Source organism: Eubacterium sp. BL-380-WT-2B (assembly GCF_009696115.1).
GTDB lineage: Bacteria > Bacillota > Clostridia > Eubacteriales > Eubacteriaceae > Eubacterium > Eubacterium callanderi.
Window position 1 is genome coordinate 338318 of sequence record NZ_VUMP01000002.1, and the last position, 18972, is coordinate 357289.

An 18972-nucleotide genomic window follows, 5' to 3' on the forward strand; every position below is an offset into this window, starting at 1 on the left:
TGGTGGTATCCTAAGAGCAACACTTGGTATCACATAAAAAAAGATGCCAGGGAGAGGTGGTAAGGATGAAAAAATCGGTAATCGAGGCAATGAAAGCCCGCCGTTCGATACGCAGCTATAGCAAGCGTCCCATGCACCACGCAGCAGAAGGGCAGCTTAAAGACTATCTGCGGCATATAGAGCATCCCTTTGATGCACGAATAAGAGTTGAGTTAATTAAAACAGGTGAATACCCTGGCAACCATCGACTGGGTACTTATGGGGTCATTAAAAATGCACAGGCGTTTTTTGCTGTGTGCTGTGACCGGAGCAGTTTTGCGGAGGAGGCTTTGGGTTATGCCTTTGAAAAAGTCGTGCTTAAGAGCACCCAGCTGGGATTGGGTACCTGTTGGATTGGCGGAACCTTTAACAAGGGGGCTTTTGCCGATGCAGTTCAGCTGAAGGCAGACGAAATGCTGCCCATTGTTTCGCCGGTCGGCCAGGCGTCCGCCAAACCGTCCATGGTGTCTAAAACTATGAGCAGGGTAACCAAGCAGCGCTCCAGGAAACCCTTTGAGACCATCTTTTTCTCAGATAACTGGAATATCCCGCTCACCCAAAAAAGTGCAGGGGATTTTGGGATACCTCTCGAGATGGTGCGTTTGGCCCCATCCTCAAGAAACTGCCAGCCGTGGCAGGTGCTCATTGCGCCAGAGGGCGCGCACTTTTACCGTATGGCACCGCGCAGCCTGAACCGTATTGATCTGGGCATTGCCCTCTGCCATTTTGATCTGGCCTGCCAGGAACTTGGCATTGATGGAGGGCTGAAAATAATGCCGGATGCCATTGCGCATACACCGGAAAATGGGTTCTACACCATGTCTTGGATAAGAAAGGAAGCGTAAACATGTCACAGATGGAAAAGCTGCCGAATATTGGAAAGGTGGTTGCCAGGGAACTCGAGGCAGTCGGAATTGACACTCCGGAAAAGCTTCGTGCAGCCGGAACGAAGGAGGCTTTTTTAAAATTAAAGCAGAATGACCCCAGCTCTTGCCTGCATAAGCTTATGGGCTTGGAGGGCGCGATTCAGGGCGTCCGAAAATACGATTTGCCTGATGAGGTGAAACAGGAGCTTAAGGATTGGTTTAACAGCCTTTAGGGTATCTGGTTAAAACGCAAGAATAAGAGCCGCGGAATGGAATCCCGCGGCTCTTTTCTGTGTTTAGACAAGAAGGTACATAAAGAAATTGATGAGCTCGTTATTGAGCTGGGCCAGGTTTCCCTTGGCAATTTCAGGAACCAGTGGGTTTTCAGCTTTTAAAGCTTCCCAAGTGGTCAGATATTTAGATTCAATGGGTCTGAATTTGGATGGGTCAAAGACAAATCCTTCTGCATTCAGCGGCGTACCGCAGGCTTCTCCTGCATTTTTATAGACGCCATATTTCGCAACCGTTTCGGATAAGGCGGCCCAGTTGTCAATGTTAACTTCGTTCAGAAGGAATGGGTTTTTATCAAAGTGGAAATAATAGCCGCCGCCTGGCATCATAATGTCGAGCAGCTCCCTGGCTTTGCTTACGACTTCCTCTTTGGTGCCGCGAAGGGCAGAAACAGGGAAAAGTCCCTGGATAATCATCTTGTCGCCCAGTTTATCCTTAATCAGCTGAGGATCGCCGAATTCAAACCACATCTGTGTTCCGGCAGGGAAATCCTGCAAAACGTCCAGGTAGCGTGTCCAGTCATCCTCACAGAAAATATTGCAGCGTACGCCAAGAGCTGCGTACTGCTCGATCATGGTTTTAAAGGTTGGCAGCCACAGATCAAGAAAATCCTTTTCGCGCATGAAGGTTGGCATATGCAGTGGAATAAAGACAGAGCCTTCTGCGTTTGGAACCGGAGGACGTCCCCATTCAAACAGTACAGGCAACAGGGCTTCGCAGGCTTCCTTAAGCTCGCTGCGGTGGCGGCGTATGTCCATACTCACACCGCTGAAGCTTCTGAGCTGGTCGGCAATAAAATCAAAGGGGGCTTCTGTCATGCCGGAAGAGCCGGCGGGAGCGCCGGGATAGTGTCCGCCCTGTTCTGTGATTTCCATGAACCAGGGCAGTGAAGCGTTGATTGATTTATCCAGGCTGGACTGAGCCTTCATAATCGTTGTGGCGGTTTTAAATCCGTCACAGGGATCAAGATTTTTATACTGGCGTGGGATAACAGTCTCCATTAAAAAGGTAAAGGGATCGTCAATCAAGGCACGGTACTCGTCAGACTGCATACCGACAACCTCAGGGTGCTGGACGACTCCGTTCTTTCCCATTACAAAAGACTGAGAGCCCAGGATCTGGTAAAATTCTGCCGGACGGTTAAGCACCTGGCTGCACGGAAGAATAGGAGTCACATCTGAGATAATTCGTTTATCCAGTGCCAGCGCAGGCTCGCGCAGACGTCCGTAATCGTACTGATAGTCAAAAAGATTCTGTCCGCCGTATTCTGCTACCAGATAATGAGAGATCATATAGCCGGTAGGCACATGATCTGGAATCCGGTTGTTATAAAAATCATGGAAATTTTTGATCCTATTTTCCTGTAGTTTCTTGTTATCACTCATTGAAAAACACCTCACTTATATTCGTTTGAAAAACAGGCCTGTAACGTTTTCAAATATGTACCAATTATAGCACAATAAAAAAGACTGTATATCTTTTAAAAGACATAACAGCCAAAAAAACATTAAAATAATATATTTTTAAGGAAAAATAAAAGGTTTAGCCGATGTATTGGCTGTAGTCCTGTAGCTTTTTGGCGTTTTTTACGATGATCCGGTTTCTGGCTGTTTCAATAATTTCCTCCTCGCGCAGCTGCTTCAGATATTTAGCCACATTGGCCCGGTTCATGCCCACAAAGTTGGCCAGATCGTCCTGAGATATCAGGACCACAGGATTGCCGCTGTTGGTGACAGCGCTGTACAGGAAATGCGAAATTTTTTCAAGTCCTGTTGAAAAAAGCTGATTGATGTTATCCTCAATAAGCAGCACCACCAGCCGCATATAGGCATCGTACATGGCCTGATTAAGCTCGGGATTTTCATTGAGATAGCGCCCCAGAAGTTTTCGGTCAAAGGCCAAAGCCTTAAGATCTGTGGCGGCGGTAAAGATAAGAGAGCTTTCGATCTTATAGTCACCGGGATAGTAGAGAGGCGCGAATGTATAAGGTCCGTAAAAAGCAAAAGCCTTGATATGGCCGCTTTCATGTATAAAGGAGGTTCGGATCATGCCCTCCAGAACATAATACTCTTTGTCCAGTGGCGCGCCCACACCGCTGAGCGGCGTGTCCTTTGTACATTCAAAAACCGTGTGCTCTATGGACAAAAGATAGTCTTCAAATTGTTTGAAGTCATCGCCAAAATAATATTGCAGATGCATTGAAAGTTCCTCTCGAATCTTGATTTAAATTAGTATAGCATGCCTTTATTCATAATTGCTTAATATCACCCTTTTATCCCGCTGTGTAAAGATATTGGATAAAGCCCAGAAAAACTCCACAGACACTTGACATAAAGGGGACGCCTTTTATATAATAATAAGATATGAAAAAGTTAAAATACGCATAGATAACATAACAGGAGGAAAGATGAAAACCACCTATAGAAACGCCCTCTGCGGCGAACTGAATACGGAATTTGTAGGACAGACCGTCAAATTATGCGGCTGGACAGACACCAGAAGAAATCTTGGAGGGGTTCTTTTCATTGATTTAAGAGACCGCAGCGGCAAGGTACAGCTGGTCGTCAATGAAGAAGTCAGCGCAAATGCCTTTGCAGAAGCCGAAAAGGTACGTAATGAATATGTGCTTTGTATTGAAGGGGAAGTTGTTAACCGCGACGCAGAAAACGTCAACCCCAAAATGGCAACTGGTGAAATTGAGGTTATGGTTAAAAGCCTGACCATTCTCGATACTGCCGATACTCCGCCAATTTATGTGGAGGACGATGATAAGAGCAACGAGGCGGTCCGGCTGAAATACCGCTATTTAGACCTTCGTAAGCCTAAAAACCAGAAAATGTTGAAAACCAGAGCCCAGGTGGCCAGTATTGCCCGTAACTTTTTAAACGACGAAGGTTTTCTGGAAATTGAAACACCAATTTTAGGTAAGCCGACTCCAGAAGGCGCCCGTGACTTTCTGGTACCCTCCCGCGTTCAGAAGGGGAAATTTTTCGGACTGCCCCAGAGTCCGCAGCTCTTTAAGCAGATCCTGATGATTTCGGGTGTAGACCGTTACTATCAGGTTGCAAAATGCTTCCGTGACGAGGACCTCCGTCAGGACCGTCAGCCAGAGTTCACCCAGATCGACATGGAAATGTCCTTTATCACAAAAAACGATATTCTCCCCATCATGGAAAACATGATTGCTAAAATTTTCAGAGAAGTCCGAGGTATTGAACTGGAAACTCCGTTTATCCGAATGACTTATCAGGAAGCAATGGACCGTTTCGGTTCAGACAAGCCGGATACGCGCTTTGGCATGGAGCTCACAAATATTTCCGATATTGTTGAAAACAGCGAATTCAAAGTATTTTCAGGCGCCGTTAAAAAGGGTGGCTCTGTCCGTGCCATTAACGCGAAGGATGCCCAGGGCAGACTCAGCAAAAAAACCATTAAAAACCTTGAAAAATTTGCAGCTATTTATAAGGCAAAGGGGCTGGCCTGGATCGACGTATCCGATGGAGAAATGAAATCGCCGATTCTCAAGTTTATTTCTGAAGAAGAAAAAAATGCGATCTTTGAACGTATGGACGCAGAGCCTGGCGATATGATCTTCATTGTGGCTGATACGGATGAGATTGTCTGTACTGCCCTTGGCCAGCTGCGTTTGGAACTGGCTAAGAAGCTTGAGTTTGACCTGAGCGGTAAGTTCAATTTCCTCTGGGTTATTGATTTCCCGCTGCTCGAGTACGATGCGGAGGCAGGGCGTTATGTAGCCAAGCACCATCCGTTTACCGCGCCGCTGGATAAAGATCTGCCGCTTCTGGAAACCGATCCGTCGCAGGTACACGCTGATGCATACGATATGGTCGTAAACGGCGTTGAACTGGGAGGTGGTTCTATCCGTATCCATAATCAGGATGTACAGGAAAAAATGTTCAAGGCCCTTGGGTTTACCATGGAGGACGCCTGGAAGCAGTTCGGGTTCCTGCTGGAAGCACTGAAGTATGGCACACCACCGCACGGAGGACTGGCTTTTGGTCTAGACCGCCTCATCATGATGCTCATGGATATCGATAATATCCGTGACGTTATTGCGTTCCCGAAAACACAAAACCACAGCTGCCTGATGACCGATGCGCCGGCCGAAGCGCAGCTTGACCAGCTCATCGATCTGGGCATCAGCATTGACGAAATACTGTAAGTTTTAAGAATGCCGGACAGGGTATAAAAGGGAAAAAGCAACCATATAAGGAAGTGATATACGATGAAAGAAATTGGAATCGTTGAAGAACTAAAGGGAAAGAATGCAAAGGTACTGATTAAGCGCCATGCCGCATGCGGCGATTGCGGAGCCTGCCAGGTCGGTAAAGAAAAAATGACCATGGAAGCTACGGCCAGAAATGCAGCTGGCGCTCAGGTGGGCGACACTGTATCTGTGGAAATGGAGTTTGCCAATGTTATCAAGGCGACCTCAATTATGTACGGTATCCCTCTTATCGCCTTTGTTGTGGGCTGTGCGGCCGGCTATTTTACCGCTGTTGCCCTGACTTTGGATTTGGTACTCGTTCCCTTTTTTACCGGTATACTGCTGACGGTTATCTCTTATCTGGTCATCCGTGTTTTCGATAAAAAAGGAAAGTTTAACTCCAAATATGAGCCGGTGATCACAGAGATCGAAGCCGAAGCACAGGAATTGCCGCCGGAAAGTAAATAGACGATAAAAATACAAAAGCCTGCCGAATTTTAAGTTCGGCAGGCTTTTTAAATTACAAAGCTTCCCCGATCATTTTCTGGAAGTTTTGCAGGCTTAAACACGTGGCCGTGGCTTTGTCCGGAGTAGATAAGCTGATTTCCCTTATAGGCAAAGAGGCGGGCCATGGGTACCTTTTTCCAGCAGTAACCCTCTTGAGAAAGAGGGTGGGTGGAAAAACAGATATGACTGGATTTTTTAGCGGAGTACAGAGTGTCAATAATATTTGTATGTATGTAATAAACCTCACCGTCGTAGACGAGCAGGTTAAGCTTGTTGCGTTTAGCGATGGCGGTAATCTTCTCATCGAGCAGAGCTGCCCGCTGAACCGCGTCCAGAGGACAGCCCGCGTCGTTGAAGGCTTTGCTCATGGCGTCGGTCAGGTAGAGCAGCACACGTTCACTGTCGGTTTCACCGGCCTGAGTATCCAGATAAGGAAGCAGTTCCATGCCAGAGTAAATATTGCCATTGTGAGCCAGCGTCCACTCCCGTCCGCTGCTGTCCCGGGCGGTAAAAGGGTGACTGTTGCTTTTGGCAATGGACCCGATGGTTGCAAATCGAATATGGGCAATGAGCACAGAGGTTCTGATATCATGATTGAGCAGTCCTGGAAGCAGCAGACTGTCGTGCGCGCCAACGGCTTCTTTACACATGGAAACAGCGCCGTCTTTGTTAAAATAACGCATACCCCATCCATGGGGATGTTTATAACTGTGGGTGTAAAATTCTTTAAGCATGTCGTTGGCACGTACTGGGATGTCCCCGGTAATTCCATAAAGTTCGCACATGATGTTATCCTTTCTGAATCTACATTAAATTTACAAAACAAGTATGATTAATATGTATTTTAGTATGAATGAATGAAAATGTCAAGCTGGTTTGCCTGAAGACCAATAAGAAAGAGGCCGAAGCCTCTTAAAAATGCTTTTGTATAAAGCTCAGGATATCCTGATAAACCTCACGCCGATTGGTCTCGTTCAGGACTTCGTGCCGTTTGCCAGGATACAGCGTTATGGAAACATCTTTCATATCCGCTTTTTTAAAACGCTGGTATAGTGCACGGACCTCCTTACCCATATTGCTGACAGGGTCGCTGCCGCCAGAAATCAGATAAATAGGAAGATCGGCGGGCATTCTGAAAATATTGCGAGGATCATTGGCGTAGTCCAGACCGGTAAAAAGGTCATAGAAAAAAGCTGAGGTGCAGGTAAAGCCGCACAGCGGATCTTTTAAGTAAGTGTCTACATTCAGCGCATTGACGGAAAGCCAGTCGTACTCGGTACGGTTAGGGGCAAATTTTTTATTATAACTGCCAAAGGACATTTGTGTCAGCCGCTCAGAGGGATGAGTAGGGCCGTATTTGGCGATTTCTGCCTTGGCGATAGCCTTGCCCAACGACCGAACAGCCTTGCTCACCCCCATGGTGGTTCCGACAATAACACCACCCTGAAACAGGCCGCCAAAATCAATCAGGCAGGTGCGTGTAACGACAGAGCCCATACTGTGACCAAGAATGAACAAGGGCAAATCCGGGTTTTCCTCACGGACACGGTCGGTAAGCTCGTGGATATCTTCGACAATGCGCTGCCAGCCGTCTACATCGTCAAAATAGCCCAGGGTGCCGTCGAAGGTTCCAGTCATACCATGTCCACGTTGGTCGATGGCGTAGACGATAACGCCTCGCCGGTAAAGAAAATCAGCGAATTCGGTATAGCGGATGGCATGCTCTGCCATTCCGTGGACAATTATAAGGACGGCTTTGGTATCTAAATTGCGTGGAGTGCTGTAATAGTATATCCGGGCGCCGTCGGAGGCTTCAAAATTTTGGGGATCGAGTCTTATCATTGGTTTCTCCTTCTGTTTTTGATGACTTTTAGGAACATGGCTGCAATGACCACATCGGGTACTGCCAGAATAAGCGCTGGCAGCAGCGCTGTAATTGCCGGATGATTTTCGGCCAGAGCCACCGCTGCGTATTCCCTGCGGATGAACTCTGTCTGCCCTGTGAAAATGACCTCTCCCAGGGAGGCATGGTCATGCTTCTGGAAGCTGTCAGAGGCTTTTATAAAATCCGTACTGTCGAGTATTTGCTTGATGAGCTCATACAGTGTAAGGGCGTTGTACCTTGGAATGGCTAAAAGCTCACCTGTAAGCTCGGCACAGGCTGTAAAAAGCTCATTCCAGGTCATTGTGTAATTAGATTTCCAGTACCGGGTCAGGGTGAGGTGGATAAGCAGCCGTCTTAAGGTCATACTGCCATTTAAAATGGAACGGGCTGTTCTGTCCTGTACCAGTGGACGGATATCCCTTTTATTAAAAGCCCGGGCCAGGGGGACGGAACGGTAGTTTTTAGGAATAAGGTAATAATAACCACCCTCATACTGGCTCAGGGCCCGCAGAGCATCGTAGTAGCCCATGTCGTAGTTTTGCCTGATGACAACCGGGTCCACGCTCAAAAAATGGCCGAGGTCGGCAGAGTGGGTAATACGAAGCTCCTCGAGATTTTCGTATTTTATACGGTCCGATGCACTTATGGGATTGATATCAATCATGATTGTGATCATGTCATGGCAGCCTGCGTCGTAAAGCATTTTGCGCGGCAGCGGGTCGTAGACACCGCCGTCGAGGTAACGCTTATTGTCGATAACCACTCTCTTAAAAATGGGGACATTGGAGCTGGCCATAATAAAGTCAACCAGCTTGCCCTGTGGAATATCCTCGATAAAAAGGTATTCCATTTTCATATCACTTAAATTGTAGGTAGTGAGCCCATAACGGATGGGGGAGTGTCTTACGGCGTCTTCGTCGATGGTTTCGTTTAGAAGTGTGCGCAGGGGTTCCACATCCATCAGCAACCCTTTGGTTTCGGCGAAAACGGTGTGGTAGTCAATATGCTCCCAGACATCGCAGGCGAGATCAAGATCGCCCTGGGCAATATAGGCTCCGTTTATGGCTCCGATGGAGGTACCTACAACGGCACAGATTTCGATGCCGTTATCTCTCAATGCCCGATAAGCCCCTATCTGATAGGAGCCGCGGCTTCCGCCGCCGGACAAAACCAAGCCCGGTTTATTCATGACGAACCTCCTTTTGATGTCAATGTATTTAAAAAGATTGGATTACCGTGGGATAATCTGTAAATATGGTGTATAATAACTATATTACTATATCATTTAACCATTAAAATGAACTTTAATCAACGAAAAAATGGAGGTTTTTTGAAATGAAATTAACCGTATTAGGCAATACAGGACCCTACCCAAAGGCAGGAGGTGCCTGTTCGGGCTATCTGCTTGAAAATGGAGATTCCAAGGTAGTGCTTGACATGGGCAACGGTACATTGGCCAACCTTCGGACAATCTGTGACATTGAGGATATTACTGCGGTAATCTGTTCCCATCTTCACCCCGACCACATTTCGGATTTGTTTGTGCTGCGCTATGCCCTTGAGATGCGGGGAATGACGATTCCCCTTTATGCCCCCGACAGCCCCGATAAGGAATTTGACCGGCTGTCCTATAAAAATGTATTTGATCTTACGCCGATCACTGAGGATTTGAAGTTCGAAATTGGCGGCATGACCTTCAGCTTCATGGAAATGCGCCATCCGCTTAAGGATTTTGCGATTAAGGCCTATGACGGGAAGTCTACTTTTATGTATACTGGCGATACGGCGATGTGCCAGGCGCTGGAAGAATTTACAAAGGGGGTGGATGTGCTGCTGTGCGATTCCGCTTTTCTGGATGATGTGGATTCTGCGATTCACCTGTCTATGGAAAAAGCCATTCAAAACGCGAACAATGCCGGAGTCCGACGGCTTATCCTCACGCATTTCAGCCCAGAGATTTCACCGCAGCGTTACTATGAGATTGGAAATGGACGCTTTAACGGACGTTTATCCAAGGCTGAAATCATGGCGAACTTTACGATTTGATCACTTGCTGAGAGCGGCAAAATAAATAAATGGATAAGGGGGCCCAATGAAACGACCGCTGATTTATGCATTCGCAGCACTGTGCTGCGCAATCCTGCTGGCCGGATTTGGGGCGCCCTTTTTTCTTTACGTCCTTTTACCGGTCGCTTTGCTGCCTTTACCGCTGATCTTCAAAAAAGTAAGACCTGTAAGTGTAGTACTGGTGTTGGCCATTTACATGCTGGGGTGTGCCGCTGCTATCCCTGTGTTTGGAAACGAAAATCCTTTTGAGGATTTTTGGGATCAACCGGTATTGCTTTCGGGCATAGTGGATAGTGTCCCCTCACAGGAAGGGGAAAAGACCCGGTTTGTACTAAAACTTCAGGAAATTAATGACATGCCTGTTTCAGGAAAGGTGATGGTTACAGTAGCGGAGAACAGTGTAAACTACACGCCGGGAGCTGCTTTAAGCTTTGATGGTGAAATCAGTGAGCCAGCCGGAAGGCGGAATCCGGGCGGTTTTGACTATGCACTTTATTTAAAGGCAAAGGGGATCGACGGACAGGTTTATCTGAAAAACGGAGAGGCTGTCACAGTGAAACCGGGTTTATTCAGTCCCATATACGCTGTTTATGGCATTAAACAGTATTTGTCAAAAGTTTGCGACAAGTTCTTCACGCCGTCCCAGAGCGGCTTAATCAAGGGAATCCTACTAGGCGACAATACTATGGATGACGAGGTAAAGGCATCCTTTCGGGAGGCAGGCGTTTCCCATGTGCTGGCTATATCCGGTCTGCATGTGGGCTATGTGTACGCTCTGGTGCTTTGGATGCTGGCTCTGCTCGGTGTGCGGCGCCGTTACCACTTACCGGTTCTGGCGGTCTGCCTGCTGTTTTATATTACACTGACAGGCTTCAGCCCGTCGGTCATCCGGGCTGCGCTGATGTGCCTGGCACTGGTTGGCGGCAGGGGAATGGCTGAGACCTATGACGCGCTAAACGGACTGTGTATGGCCGGTATCATTATATTATTATTCCAGCCAGCCCAGCTCTTTATGGCAGGCTTTCAGCTTTCTTTTTCCGCGGTGCTGGCAATTGTTTTGTTTTACAGGCCATTGCTGTACGAATATGGACGGCACATTAAAGCACCGGGAGCGATGGTATCCAGCCTGCTTTTGACCTTTTGTGCCACCCTGGGTACCATGCCAGCCAGCCTTTACCATTTTCATACCCTGAATCTGGTAGCGCTGTTTTCTAATTTGCTGGTCGTCCCTCTGGTGGGTGTTTTGCTGGTTTTTGCTTTGATTACAGTGCCACTTACGGCTTTTATTCCGGCAGCAGGCGGGCTTTTTTGCCTGCCGACAGCCTTTATAGCGGATTGTGTTCTATTCTTAACCAATCTTTTTTCAAAATTTAGCTGGCTGGTTCTGCATCGAGGCGCCATGACTCTGGCAGAACTTCTGATACTGGTTCTTGCTGCCCATCTGCTCGCCGGGTATTTTAATTTGAACAAAAAATCTGCCCGGTATTTTGTTGGGATATCTTTTCCACTGCTGCTTCTGGTCATTTTTGGCACATCGCTGGTTCGTCAGCCTTTGAAGGTAACATTTTTAGATGTGGGACAGGGCGACAGTGCACTCGTTGAGACACCATCTGGAGGTGTGTACCTTATTGATGGCGGGGGATACGAAAACTATGGCAATGCCCCCCGGAAGGAGCGTGTACCTATCTCTGAAAGTGTTCTGCTGCCTGCGCTGTACGCCAAAAGCATCCAGCGGATTGACGGGGTTTTTATCTCACATAATCATGCGGACCATGCACAGGGGATTGAGGAGCTTCTCACCGAAATTCCTGTGGGGCGGATTTATGTTTCCAGTAAATATAATAATGAAGCGCTATTAAGCCAGAATAAAATACCCGTAGAGGTTCTCGCAAAAGGCAGTACACTGGAAAGCGGCGATGGCTTATCTTTTGAGGTGTTGTGGCCGGAAAGTAAAAGAGAAGCGCTGGCAGACGAGGAGCAAAATGACGTGTCCATGCTGTTGCGTTTATGCTATGGAAGCCGATCCTTCCTCTTTACAGGTGACGCCGGTTTTCAGGCTGAGGAAGCCATTGTTCGCGGCCTGCATGAAACGGACGTCCTGAAAGTAGGCCATCACGGCAGCCGGTTTTCCACGTCGCCGGAGTTTTTAAAAAAGCTTAATCCATCCCTTGCTGTAATCTCGGTTGGCCGTTATAATAGTTTTGGACATCCGACCAACGAGGTGCTTGAAAATATTGAGGTATCCGGCGCGGTTTGTAAAAGAACGGATAAAAACGGCGCAGTGGAAGTATGGACAGATGGAAAAAATTTAAGCGTACGAAGCTATATCGATAAAGATTAAAATAACGGATAAGAGGTTAACATGAAATATCAGGAACTAATGAAGGCCATCAAGCAGAAAGAGGTGCGACCAGTGTATCTTTTTGCGGGGCCGGAGCAGTACATCGGGAATATGGTTGAGCACACTCTTGTAGAAACGGTGATCGCGCCTGGCTTGGAGCAGTTGAATCTGGCGGTGTTTGAGGACAAAAATCCAGATATATCAGAGATATTGTCTGTGTGCGAGACGCTGCCGCTTATGAGTGAAAAAAGGGTGGTTATTGTGCGCGAAAGCGCAGGCCTGACGAAGACAAGCGATAAGAAAACCGTGGAAGCTCTGAACAAATACATTGAAAGACCATCTGGCAGTACGGTGCTTATTCTCTGTGACAGCAGTCCGGACAAGCGTAAGAAGGTATATAAAACCCTTAAGGAACAGGGAGCCATTGTGGATTATGACAAGCTGAATAAAATTGATCTGGAAAAATGGATTGGCCGCCGGCTTAAGCTGGCAGGCAAACGGACAAGCCAGAGGGTAGTGGAGCAGTTTGTCATGGATACTCTGTATCTTGAAAATGATAATAAAAATATGGAAATGGTTGATAACGAGCTGAATAAAATCATTGACTATGTAGGGGAACGTGACGCCATTACACTGGAGGATATAGAGACGGTCATGCCCAAATCGGTTGAGGATAATGTGTTTAAGATGGTCGATTATGCCATGGGCGGCAATAAGGGCGCGGCGCTTAAAATGCTTAATCAGTTTTATCTTGAGGGAGAAGGCCCCTTTGGCGTTTTTGGACTCCTGCTGAGGCAAATTCGTATTATGCTGATGGTCAAGCTGCTCTCTGAGAAACGCATGTCTTCGGACACCATTGCCAAGGAGGCAAAGCTGGCGCCTTTCGTGGTTAAAAAGGTATTGCAGAATGGCCGGCGCTACCGGGTGGCAGGCCTTAAGCGTACCATGATCGAGGCGGCAGAGCTGGATCTTAAAATGAAAACAGGACAGATTGACCCTGAGTTTGGTCTGGAATGGTTTGTACTCAAGCTTTAATGCGCTGGGGAGAAGATACGGCGTTCTGCCGCATCTTCCACTTTAGCTTTCAAAAAATAGAAAAAGCGCACTAACAACTGTGCGCCCACCCTTGAGACACGGGTTTTAATTTGGGAATATATAAACAATGAGGTTATTCGGTCATTCCGTTTAAGGCTCTTGCTAAAGTACTTTTCTTTCTGGAAGCAGCATTTTTGTGGATGACATGTTTAGTAACGGCCATATCCAGTTTTTTAACTGCTAAGCGGAAAGCTTCTTCTGCTTTGGCCTGATCGCCTTCTGCAACTGCAGCATCAAATTTTTTGATGGTTGTCTTTAAATTTGTTTTTACCGCTTTGTTGCGCAATCTTGCCTTTTCGTTTGTTTTAGCTCTCTTAATAGCTGATTTAATGTTAGCCATGGAGTACCTCCTCATTTATTTATAACGTATTGATTGTAACACATTGAAAATAAATTTACAACAAAAAACGTGACAAAAAAATTTTTTCTTGATAGAATAATCTGTAGCATAAAAATAATGGACACATAGCGTGTTTTATCGAATAGACTTACACATTGGAGGAATTACTTTGTTAACAAAACAGGAAAGAACCCGAAACTTTTCGATTATTGCCCATATCGATCATGGCAAATCGACACTGGCTGACCGTTTGATTGAAGAAACGGGACTTTTGAGCAAAAGAGATATGGAAGACCAGATTCTCGATAACATGGATATTGAGAGAGAACGCGGGATCACCATCAAGCTGCAGGCAGTACGGCTTATTTACAATGCCAAGGATGGCGAGGAGTATATCTTAAATCTCATTGACACACCGGGTCATGTGGATTTCAACTATGAGGTATCCCGAAGCCTGGCAGCCTGTGAGGGGGCTATTCTGGTGGTGGACGCATCCCAGGGGATTGAAGCCCAGACGATTGCGAATGTGTACCTGGCACTGGATAACGATTTAGAAGTGGTGCCTGTTATCAATAAAATTGACCTGGCAAGTGCCCGTCCTGATGAGGTGAAGGCAGAAATTGAAAATGTAATTGGACTGGACGCAGAGAATGCGCCGCTTATTTCTGCAAAGGCGGGAATCAATATTCAGGATGTGCTAGAGGCCATTGTCAGCGATGTTCCAGCGCCAGGCGGGGATTCGGACGCACCGCTCCAGGCATTGATTTTTGACTCTTACTATGACCAGTACCGCGGGGTTATCGCTTCAGTGCGCGTGGTTCAGGGAAAGATCAAGGCTGGCATGAAGATCCGAATGATGGCCATTGGCAAGGATTTTGAGGTGGATGAGGTCGGAATCTTTGCCAAGGGACTGCTGCCAGTGGACGAGCTGTCCGCGGGTGATGTCGGGTATGTGAACGCCGGGATTAAAAATGTGCGTGATACCCGCGTCGGGGATACTATTACCGCAGCAGACCGCCCTGCGGCTGAGCCACTTCCAGGCTATAAAAAAGTAACGTCAATGGTATTCTGCGGGATATATCCTGCGGATGGTGCCCGTTACGAGGACTTGAAGGAAGCTTTAGCCAAGCTGCAGCTCAATGACGCATCGCTGCTCTATGAGCCGGAAACCTCCATTGCCCTTGGTTTTGGATTCCGGTGCGGCTTCCTGGGGCTTTTGCACATGGAGATTATTCAGGAGCGGCTGGAGCGTGAATTTAACCTGGATCTGGTTACCACTGCGCCAAGTGTTATCTACAAGGTTATCAAAACAGACGGTACAGAGCTTTGGGTGGACAATCCCACCAATCTTCCGGACCCAGTTGAAATTGACACCATGGAAGAGCCAATTGTGGACGCGACAATCATGGTCCCGTCTGAGTATCTGGGAGCTGTGATGGAGCTTTGCCAGGAACGGCGGGGCACCTATATCAATATGGATTATATCGAGGAAACACGTGTGTCCCTGCATTATGAGCTGCCGCTCAATGAAATTATCTATGATTTTTTCGACGCCCTTAAATCAAGAACCCGCGGCTATGCTTCTCTGGATTATGAGATCAAGGAATACCGCCCGGCGAAGCTGGTGAAACTGGATATTCTGTTAAACGGCGAGCTGGTGGACGCCTTATCCTTTATCGTCCATGAAGAAAAGGCCGTGGGCCGTGGACGGGCTATTACCAAAAAACTTAAGGAATCCATCCCAAGACAGATGTTTGAAATTCCAATTCAGGCCGCCATCGGTAATAAAATTATTGCCCGGGAAACTCTAAGCGCGCTGCGCAAGGACGTTTTAGCCAAATGTTATGGTGGGGATATCAGCCGTAAGCGCAAGCTTCTGGAAAAGCAGAAGGAAGGGAAAAAACGTATGCGTCAGGTGGGCAGCGTAGAGGTACCGCAGGAGGCCTTTATGGCAGTACTGAAACTGGATTCATAGGCGAAAAAGCAATGATTATACCGCTGTGGCAAAGCCGATTTTTACGGCTTTTCCGGCGGTTTTTATTTTTATTGTATTTTTATGACAGATATGCTAAAATTAGTAATCATAACTATCTATCTTTACTTTTAAATCTACATTTATAAGTTTTGCAATCAAATTTCACATTCTGGAGGAATCTATTGGATACGACAAATCTTGAAAAGCTGACTGTGGCCGATCTGCGCAAAGAGGCGGAGCGTTTAGGCTTTACCGGACTGAGCAAAAAGAAAAAGCAGGAGCTTATCGATATGATTACAGCAGCCAGTCAAAAATCAGAAACGGTTAAAAGGACAGAGGAGCCATCCCCAAAAGAAGCGGCTCAAAAGAAGAATGAAACGGAAAAGGCCGAAAAACAAGCGCCTAAAAACAGCGATAAAAAGGCGGATGAACGGAAATCTGCCGATAAAAAAAATGAAGGAAAAACGGCTGTTAAGGAAAAGAATGAGACAAAAGCGAATGACCGGGCTCTGGTAGATAAGTCTAAACAGGAGCGCAGTGCGCTGCCCCAGCCGATGGAAAAACAGCATCATAACAACCATAACAATTACAATAATCACCGCTATGCAAAAATCAAAGACAATATTGAAGACAGTATTGAAATGGCCGGCCCTCTGGAAGTACTGCCGGAGGGGTTTGGTTTTATAAAGACTCCGGAAATGAAATCCCAGCAGGAATGGGTCTATGTTTCAGGCTCGCAGATCCAGAAGTTTAAGCTGGAAACGGGCGATATTGTCGGGGGAAAGGTGCGGAAGGCAAAACCGGGCGAGAAATACGCGGCCATGCTCTTTTTAGAGATGGTTAACGGAACACAGACCTCAGACATCATCAATAAAATCAACAGTATGCTCTATGCTGATGATAAAAAAAATCTTGACCGTTTTAAGAACTCGCAGGAAGGGATTTTAGACTTAAATTCCGATGGTTTTGGTTTTTTGAGAATGAACAACTACACCTCCGGTGACAATGATATCTATGTCGCGCCTAACCAGATCCGCCGTTTTAATCTGCGGACCGGCGATAAAATCGTGGGTAAAATCCGTATGCCCAACGAAGGGGAAAAGTTTGATGCGCTGCTGTATGTCGAAACAGTCAACGGTGATATTCCTGAAAAGATCGCAAGCCGTCCCCGGTTTGAACGCCTGACGCCAGTATTTCCCGAGGAACGCATTACCCTTGAAACAGACAGAGACATTGTATCAACGCGTATCATCGATATCTTTTCACCTATGGGAAAAGGGCAGAGGGGGATGATCGTGGCGCCGCCGAAGGCTGGTAAAACAACGCTGCTTAAAGAAATTGCCCAGGGAATCCGTTCCAACCACCCGGAAATTGAGCTGATTATTTTACTGGTGGATGAACGCCCTGAGGAAGTAACCGACATGAAGCGTTCCATCGACGCAGATATTGCCTACTCTACCTTTGACCAGCCGCCCGAAAATCATATCCGTGTGGCGGAAATTGTGCTGGAGCGTGGAAAAAGGCTTGTTGAACAGGGAAAGGACGTTGTTGTGCTGGTGGACAGTCTGACGCGCTTGACCCGCGGCAATAATCTGGTTGTCGAGCCGTCAGGGAGGACCCTGACCGGTGGACTTGACCCGGAATCGCTGTACTTTCCTAAAAAGTTTTTTGGCTCTGCCAGAAATATTGAAGGCGGCGGCAGCCTGACCATACTGGCAACTGCGCTGGTGGATACAGGGAGCCGGATGGATGACATTATTTTTGAAGAGTTCAAGGGCACAGGCAATATGGAACTGCACCTTGAACGTGAGCTGGCTGAACGCCGGATATTCCCGGCTATCAACCTGAACAAATCCGGTACGCGCCGTGAAGAAAAGCTGCTGACACCCGATGAGCTGAAAGTCAGTTACCAGATCCGTAAACTGTACGCAGGCAACAGCCCTGTGCAGCTGACAGACAAAATTATCAATACCCTTGAACGCACAACCGATAATGAGGATTTTCTTAAAAAGATCCTTCAGAAATCTAAATCCTGAGAAAATAAACTTGCATTTTTACAGAGAATCTGTTATACTAACTTAGTTGAAAAAAATATATGTATCAATATATATAAATACGAGAACGAAATGAGGTGAATTCGATGAAAAAAGGTATCCACCCAGAATACGGTAAATCCGTTGTTAAATGCGCATGTGGTAATACATTTGAAACAGGTTCTGTTAAACCGGAACTGAAGGTTGAAATCTGTTCAGCTTGCCATCCTTTCTTTACTGGCAAACAGAAATTAGTAGATACAGGTGGTCGTGTAGAACGATTCAACAGAAAATACGGCAAAAAAGGCGAATAATGAATGAAAGTCGGTTCCTGGTAACCGGCTTTTTTATTGTGAAAAACAGGATGAATACTATTAAAGAACTCATAGAAGTGGGGAGTACAAGGCTTGCGCAGTGCGGGTCTGTAAGCCCAAGGCTGGATGCCGAGGTGCTTTTGGCATCAGTGCTGAACTGTGCGCGTATCACTTTTTACAGTGACCCTCAAAAGGCGGTAAGTTTTGAAGACGCCGAGGAGTACCGCAGCCGCATTGACCGTCGGGCGCTCCTTGAACCAGTGGCTTACATCACCGGTGAAAAAGAATTTATGGGATTGGTTTTTCATGTTTCGCCAGATGTGCTTATTCCGAGGCCGGATACGGAATCACTGGTAGAGGCGATTCTCGAAAGGGTAATTCCACAGATCAAGCAGGATACCGGAAAGCCGCGTGTGCTTGATTTGTGTACGGGAAGCGGTGCGATCGGCCTCTCACTGAAATTTTTTGACCCAAGTGCGGTGGTTACCCTCACGGATATTTCGGGCAGAGCGCTGAAGGTGGCAGCAGAAAACGCCCGGAATTTAGGCTTTTCAAACATTACGATGGTAGAGAGCGATCTTTTTAAAGGCCTTTCGAAAACAGAGCCTTTTGACCTGATTGTATCCAATCCGCCTTATATTCCTGATGGCATTATCCCAACGCTGCAAAGAGATATTGTGGATTATGAGCCAATGCTGGCGCTTTCAGGCGGTGTGACAGGATATGATCTCTATGAGCGTATTGCGGGGGAAGCGGGCCCTTACTTAAGAAAAGGCGGCGCGATTGTTCTTGAGGTTGGCAATGCCCAGGAGGTAAGAGTCGCGGAGCTTCTTGAAGCACAGGGCTTTGGCGCCATAACGATGGTCCCTGACCTGACAGGAGCGGTGCGCGGAGTTGTCGCTTGGAAAGAATAAAAACAAAAAATTGAAGTTGAATTTGAAGTTCAAAAACTTTTATGATAGAATAAAAGAAGCTATATGACTAAGAAACA

Annotated in this window: 16 protein-coding genes and 1 pseudogene; 11 read left to right on the top strand and 6 right to left on the bottom strand. The window is 46.9% G+C overall.

Going from position 1 to position 18972, the window contains the following annotated elements; all coding sequences use genetic code 11:
• Positions 1-131: 131 nt before the first annotated feature.
• Together FYJ53_RS04585 and FYJ53_RS04590 are read left to right on the top strand one after the other, a co-directional pair.
• A pseudogene (locus FYJ53_RS04585) lies at positions 132-716 on the top strand (nitroreductase family protein); the annotation flags it as partial.
• A gap of 170 nt (positions 717-886) precedes the next feature.
• Positions 887-1138, top strand: a complete 252-nt coding sequence (locus tag FYJ53_RS04590) for a TfoX/Sxy family protein (protein ID WP_013381772.1) — start codon at positions 887-889, stop codon at positions 1136-1138.
• Between the two features lie 63 nt (positions 1139-1201).
• Here FYJ53_RS04590 and FYJ53_RS04595 read toward each other — a convergent pair whose 3' ends face one another.
• Both FYJ53_RS04595 and FYJ53_RS04600 read right to left on the bottom strand, forming a co-directional pair.
• The gene (locus FYJ53_RS04595; protein WP_090413305.1) at positions 1202-2581 is read right to left on the bottom strand and encodes a uroporphyrinogen decarboxylase family protein; all 1380 of its coding nucleotides are present in this window, start codon (positions 2579-2581) and stop codon (positions 1202-1204) included.
• A 157-nt stretch (positions 2582-2738) separates the two neighbouring features.
• Entirely contained in the window at positions 2739-3395 is a 657-nt protein-coding gene (locus tag FYJ53_RS04600; protein ID WP_090413307.1) for a Crp/Fnr family transcriptional regulator, read from the bottom strand.
• 208 nt (positions 3396-3603) lie between these two features.
• Between FYJ53_RS04600 and aspS the strand changes: the two genes are divergently transcribed.
• Together aspS and FYJ53_RS04610 are read left to right on the top strand one after the other, a co-directional pair.
• Complete coding sequence (aspS, locus tag FYJ53_RS04605) at positions 3604-5379, top strand: aspartate--tRNA ligase (RefSeq protein WP_090413309.1); 1776 nt, start codon at positions 3604-3606, stop codon at positions 5377-5379.
• A 63-nt stretch (positions 5380-5442) separates the two neighbouring features.
• Positions 5443-5892, top strand: a complete 450-nt coding sequence (locus FYJ53_RS04610; RefSeq protein ID WP_154557013.1) for a SoxR reducing system RseC family protein — start codon at positions 5443-5445, stop codon at positions 5890-5892.
• Positions 5893-5939: 47 nt separating this feature from the next.
• On the opposite strand, the gene FYJ53_RS04615 is transcribed toward FYJ53_RS04610, so the two are convergent.
• From FYJ53_RS04615 to FYJ53_RS04625, 3 genes are all read right to left on the bottom strand, one after another.
• Positions 5940-6716 carry a class II glutamine amidotransferase gene (locus tag FYJ53_RS04615; protein ID WP_013381767.1) on the bottom strand — a complete coding sequence of 259 codons (777 nt, stop codon included), beginning with the start codon at positions 6714-6716 and terminating at the stop codon, positions 5940-5942.
• A gap of 127 nt (positions 6717-6843) precedes the next feature.
• Entirely contained in the window at positions 6844-7773 is a 930-nt protein-coding gene (locus tag FYJ53_RS04620) for an alpha/beta hydrolase (RefSeq protein ID WP_154557014.1), read from the bottom strand.
• Complete coding sequence (locus FYJ53_RS04625) at positions 7770-9005, bottom strand: patatin-like phospholipase family protein (protein WP_154557015.1); 1236 nt, start codon at positions 9003-9005, stop codon at positions 7770-7772. Before FYJ53_RS04625 ends, FYJ53_RS04620 begins: the two co-directional genes overlap by 4 nt.
• A 146-nt stretch (positions 9006-9151) precedes the next feature.
• On the opposite strand from FYJ53_RS04625, the gene FYJ53_RS04630 reads away from it, so the two are divergent.
• The 3 genes from FYJ53_RS04630 to holA are packed head-to-tail and all read left to right on the top strand — an operon-like array spanning position 9152 to position 13259.
• Positions 9152-9862: an MBL fold metallo-hydrolase gene (locus tag FYJ53_RS04630; protein WP_090413319.1), complete on the top strand. Its 711-nt coding sequence runs from the start codon at positions 9152-9154 to the stop codon at positions 9860-9862.
• A gap of 46 nt (positions 9863-9908) precedes the next feature.
• Entirely contained in the window at positions 9909-12224 is a 2316-nt protein-coding gene (locus tag FYJ53_RS04635) for a DNA internalization-related competence protein ComEC/Rec2 (protein WP_154557016.1), read from the top strand.
• Between the two features lie 21 nt (positions 12225-12245).
• The gene (holA, locus tag FYJ53_RS04640) at positions 12246-13259 is read left to right on the top strand and encodes a DNA polymerase III subunit delta (RefSeq protein ID WP_154557017.1); all 1014 of its coding nucleotides are present in this window, start codon (positions 12246-12248) and stop codon (positions 13257-13259) included.
• 133 nt (positions 13260-13392) lie between these two features.
• Here the strand turns inward: holA and rpsT are convergent, their stop codons facing one another.
• On the bottom strand, positions 13393-13659 hold the full coding sequence (rpsT, locus tag FYJ53_RS04645; RefSeq protein WP_013381760.1) for a 30S ribosomal protein S20: 267 nt from the start codon (positions 13657-13659) through the stop codon (positions 13393-13395).
• A gap of 169 nt (positions 13660-13828) precedes the next feature.
• Between rpsT and lepA the strand changes: the two genes are divergently transcribed.
• The 4 genes from lepA (at position 13829) to prmC (ending at position 18895) form a co-directional block, all read left to right on the top strand.
• Complete coding sequence (gene lepA / locus FYJ53_RS04650; RefSeq protein ID WP_013381759.1) at positions 13829-15634, top strand: translation elongation factor 4; 1806 nt, start codon at positions 13829-13831, stop codon at positions 15632-15634.
• Positions 15635-15816: 182 nt separating this feature from the next.
• Positions 15817-17670: a transcription termination factor Rho gene (gene rho / locus FYJ53_RS04655; protein WP_013381758.1), complete on the top strand. Its 1854-nt coding sequence runs from the start codon at positions 15817-15819 to the stop codon at positions 17668-17670.
• Positions 17671-17774: 104 nt separating this feature from the next.
• Positions 17775-17981 carry a 50S ribosomal protein L31 gene (rpmE, locus tag FYJ53_RS04660; RefSeq protein ID WP_013381757.1) on the top strand — a complete coding sequence of 69 codons (207 nt, stop codon included), beginning with the start codon at positions 17775-17777 and terminating at the stop codon, positions 17979-17981.
• Complete coding sequence (prmC, locus tag FYJ53_RS04665; protein ID WP_154557018.1) at positions 17981-18895, top strand: peptide chain release factor N(5)-glutamine methyltransferase; 915 nt, start codon at positions 17981-17983, stop codon at positions 18893-18895. Before rpmE ends, prmC begins: the two co-directional genes overlap by 1 nt.
• Positions 18896-18972: the final 77 nt, after the last annotated feature.